4 protein-coding genes are annotated in these 4270 nt (G+C 73.1%); 1 reads left to right on the top strand and 3 read right to left on the bottom strand.

Annotated features, from left to right (window positions below):
- From C1I97_RS32430 to C1I97_RS32420, 3 genes are all read right to left on the bottom strand, one after another.
- A partial coding sequence (locus tag C1I97_RS32430; protein WP_181447011.1) for a GAF domain-containing protein occupies positions 1-1488 on the bottom strand: 1488 nt, incomplete at its 3' end.
- Positions 1489-1567: 79 nt separating this feature from the next.
- Complete coding sequence (locus C1I97_RS32425) at positions 1568-2368, bottom strand: 3-hydroxybutyrate dehydrogenase (RefSeq protein WP_111006612.1); 801 nt, start codon at positions 2366-2368, stop codon at positions 1568-1570.
- A 54-nt stretch (positions 2369-2422) separates the two neighbouring features.
- Entirely contained in the window at positions 2423-2902 is a 480-nt protein-coding gene (locus tag C1I97_RS32420) for an NUDIX hydrolase (RefSeq protein WP_111006611.1), read from the bottom strand.
- A gap of 489 nt (positions 2903-3391) precedes the next feature.
- Between C1I97_RS32420 and C1I97_RS32410 the strand changes: the two genes are divergently transcribed.
- The gene (locus C1I97_RS32410) at positions 3392-4060 is read left to right on the top strand and encodes a phosphotransferase (RefSeq protein ID WP_111006610.1); all 669 of its coding nucleotides are present in this window, start codon (positions 3392-3394) and stop codon (positions 4058-4060) included.
- The last annotated feature ends 210 nt before the right edge of the window (positions 4061-4270 follow it).

Here is a 4270-nt window from a genome sequence, read left to right as displayed (position 1 = left end):
GCCGAGGTGGTGGGCGGTGCGGCGGGCCAGCTCCGTCCCGCTGTCCCCGCGGCGCAGGGGCAGCAGCAGGACCGTGCCGCCGTCGCGGGCGGCGGCAAGGCCCTGCCGGGTGGCGGCCAGATGGGAGGCCGCGGACCACAGACGGCGGCGGGCGGCGGCCTCCTGCTCGGCGTCGGCGGCCGGGGCGTCGAGGCGGGCGGCGAGCACGACGTGCGTGGCGTCGAGGTCGGCGTGCAGCCGGGCGGCGCGCTCGCGCAGCAGGCGGGGGTCGCGGTCGCGGGCGTCCAGGAGGTCGTCGAGCAGTTCGCCGCGGACGCGCTGTTCGGCCTCGGCGGCGGACCGTCTGGCGAGCAGCAGCAGCGAGGTGACCATCGCGGCCCGCTCCAGCGTGCGCTGGTCGACGGGGTCGAGGCCGGGATGGCCGCGCAGCACGAGCGCGCCGAGCAGTTCGCCGCCCGCGGCGACGGCGGCGATCCAGTCCTGGCCGTGCCGCACCGCGTGTCCCCCGGCCCGGGATGCCTCCAGCGCGTCGGCGGGCGCGGCGGTGGCCTCGGTGAAGTCGACGGTGCCGTCGAGCACCTCGGAGACGGCGGCGGCCACGTCGTGGACCCCGCCGCCGCGCAGGACGAGTTCGGCGAGCCGGTCGTGCACGTCCGAGGCACGTTCGATGACCGCGCTGCGGTCGCGGATGATCTCGTTGGCCCGCTCCAGGCCGGCGAGGGCGGAGCGGGTCTCGGTGAGCAGGTTGGCGCTGTCGATGGCGGCCGCGGCGAGGGCCGCGAAGGAGCCGAGCAGCGCGATCTGCCCGCGTTCGAAGATCCGGGCCCTCCGGTCGGCCGCGAACAGCACGCCGATCACGTGCGGCCCGAGCATGAGCGGCACCCCGAGGATGGCGATCAGGCCTTCGTCCTGTACGCCCGCGTCGATGGTGCCGGTGTGCTGGAAGCGGGCGTCCTTGAAGTAGTCGTCGGTGACGTAGGGGCGGGCCGTCTGTGCGACCAGGCCGCCGAGCCCCTCCCCCATGCCCAGGCGCAGCTGCTGGAAACGGGCCGCGACCGAGCCCTCGGTGACGCGCATGTAGGTGTCGCCGCGGTCGGGGTCGTTGAGGGTGAGGTAGGCGACGTCCGTGCCGAGCAGGGAGCGGGCGCGCTGCACGATGGCCTGCAGCACCGAGTCCAGGTCGCGCAGGCCGGCCAGGTCGTGGGCGGTCTCGAACAGTGCCGACAGCTCCGCCTCGCGCCGCCTTCGCCCTTCCAGCTCGGCGCGCACGCGCAGCGCGAGCAGCCGGGCGTGTTCGAGCGCGCCGATCCACTCGGCCGGCCGGCCCTCGGCGCGGGCGAGCAGCACGGGCTGTTCGTACGCGGCGGTGGGTGCGCCCCGGGCCAGCAGCTCGAGAAAGGGCGCTTCGGCGCTCCCGCTCGCCGGGTCGTCGGTGGCCGGCCCCGTGCCGGCGGGGCGCTCGGTGGACCGCACATGATCGCTGGACATGCTCACAGGATCACCCATCGCCCGCTCCTCGTGGAGAGCCTGTGGAAAACTCCGGAGCGGGCGGGCACCAGGGCGGTGGTCAGTGCGCGCTCCAGCCGCCGTCCAGCACCAGCGAGGTGCCGGTGACGGCGGAGGTGTGCGGACCGCACAGGTACGCCACGGCCTCGGCGACCTCCTCGGGTTCGAGCAGCCGTTTGACCGCGCTGTCCCGCAGCAGCACCTCGGACAGCACGCGCTCCTCGGAGATGCCGTGGGCCCGCGCCTGGTCGGCGAGCTGCCTCTCGACCAGGGGCGTGCGCACATAGCCGGGGTTCACGCAGTTGGAGGTGACGCCGTGCGGGGCGCCTTCGAGGGCGGTGGTCTTGGACAGCCCCTCCAGGCCGTGCTTGGCGGCCACGTACGCCGACTTGTAGGCGGAGGCGCGCAGGCCGTGGACCGAGGAGATGTTGACGATCCGGCCCCACCGCTGCCCGTACATGTGCGGCAGGGCGCCGCGGATGAGACGGAACGGCGCCTCCAGCATCACGGTGAGCACGGTGTGGAAGGCCTCGGGCGGGAACTCCTCGATGGGGCGCACCAGTTGCAGCCCGGCGTTGTTGACGAGCACATCGGTGCCGGCGGCCGCCCGCTCGGCGGCGTCGAGGTCGGTGAGGTCCAGGACCCGCGGTTCGAGGATGTCGGCCAGTGGGCCCGCCTGCTCGGCGAGCGCGTCCAGGCCCGCCGCGTCCCGGTCGACGGCTCTGACCTTCGCCCCGGCGGCGGCCAGCCGCAGCGCGCAGGCGCGGCCGATGCCGCTCGCGGCGCCGGTGACGAGCGCGGTACGGCCGCCGAGGTCGAGCGAGGGAGCGTGGGGGGCGGGGAGGTGGCTGGGCGAGGTCATACGCCGACCCTAGGCAGGGCCCCCACCTCCCCCCATGTGGGCACGTCCTATATTTCAGCCGGACTCCATAGGGTCGAACCATGTGGGCGCATCAGACATGGCCTGCTTGATCCGGAACAGGCCGAACCCGTTCAGGTCGGGCAGCGCGTCCACGGCGAACCAGCCCACCTCCAGCGACTCGTCGTCGTTGACCCGTGCCTGGCCGCCCACGGCACGGCAGCGGAAGGTGATGTCCATGTACTGGCAGATGTCGCCGTTGGCGTAGGTGACGGGGTTCAGCGCCTGGACGAGGACCACCCGCTCCACGACGCAGCGCACCGCGGTCTCCTCGTGGACCTCGCGCACGGCGCAGGCGGCCGGCTGCTCGCCCGGCTCCGGGATGCCGCCGATCACTGACCACCTGCCGGTGTCGGAGCGGCGGCCCAGCAGCACTCTGCCCTCGTCGTCGAAGACGATGGCGGTGACCCCGGGAAGCCACAGCAGCTGGTTGCCCGCGGTGGCCCGGATCGTGCGGATGAAGTCAGGAGTGGCCATGGAGCGACCCTAGCCAGTGCCGCAGCAGGCACCGTTCGCCCCGCAGGTCGTGACGCGCGTCGGTCGATGTCCGCGGTCGGCCGGCGTGGTCGGGGGACACGGCTCGGCCTGCCATCGGCTCCGCCGCCACGGCGATGCGCTTCGCGCGTTGTGCTGTCGGCTGCCGCGACGGCGGCCCCGGAAAACGGTTCGACGACTTCGCGGGATCCTGGCACAGTGGCGCGCCATGACGGACACCGAGCTTGTGACCGCCGCGGACGTACAGCTCATGCAGGGTCTGGCGCAGCGCGTCACCGCCACCCGCCCGGACCTGGTGAACAGCGACGCTTCGTTCCGGACAGCCTGACGACGCCGCGCCGCCCGGACCGGCGTCCGAACGTTGCGTCACATCACCGGGCGGACAAAGGACGTCTGATGCGGCACCCGTACTCCAGCAGGCTTCGTTCGCCCTGTTGGCGGCCGGCATGCCGTCAGGACAGACTGCTCCGCATGGAGTTGATCGCGCAGGGACGGGACGCAGACGTGTATGCCCTGGACGGGTCCAGGGTGTTGCGGCGTTATCGGCAGGGGGGACCGACGGAGCTGGAAGCGCGGTTGATGACACATCTGGCGGCCTGCGGGTATCCCGTGCCGAAGGTGTACGAGATCACCGATACCGACATGGTTCTGGAACGGCTGACCGGGCCGACGATGCTGGATGCGCTGGCCCGGCGCCCGTGGCGGGTCGGCTCCCTCGGCCGGACGTTGGGCCGCCTCCACGACCGGTTGCATGCGTTGCCGGCGCCGAAGTGGCTGCCCCGGCGGTTCGCGACGGCAGGTGACGACCGGGTGCTGCACCTGGACCTGCATCCGGGCAACGTGCTTCTGACCCGGCGGGGCCCCGTGGTGATCGACTGGCGCAACGCGGGCGCCGGTGATCCGGCTGCGGATGTGGCGATGACCATGGTCACCGTCGGCAGCGCGGAGGTTCCCGGACTGGCCGTCCGCCTGGGACGACGTCTGCTGGTGCACAGCGTGCGCAAGGGCTGCCGAACCGATCCTGCGGGACGTATCCGGGAAGTGACCGAAGCCAAGCTGGCCGACCCGAACCTCACGCCTGCGGAGGCGGCGTGGCTGCGGCGTCGTGCCGGCGGCCGGACCGGGCAGCCAGGCTGCTGATCGGTGGCCGGGCGTGTACGGGTTCGTGAGATCGATGACGAGGAGGGCCGGCGACTGCCGGGAATCGTCCGCCGGGGCAGCGGCTCGGTAGTGTCGAGCACCTGTGCGCGATCGCCGACGGCGAGGTCACACCCGACAAGGGCGGGCCGGAGGTCGTCCTCCGCCTGGACGAGTGCGGGCCCTCGCGGATCTCCGTGTAGATCGAGCGGG

Source organism: Streptomyces sp. NTH33 (genome assembly GCF_003236365.1).
Classification (GTDB): Bacteria; Actinomycetota; Actinomycetes; order Streptomycetales; family Streptomycetaceae; genus Streptomyces.
The sequence above is the reverse complement of the archived record's forward strand: the minus strand, read 5'-3'. Positions and strand labels throughout refer to the sequence as shown.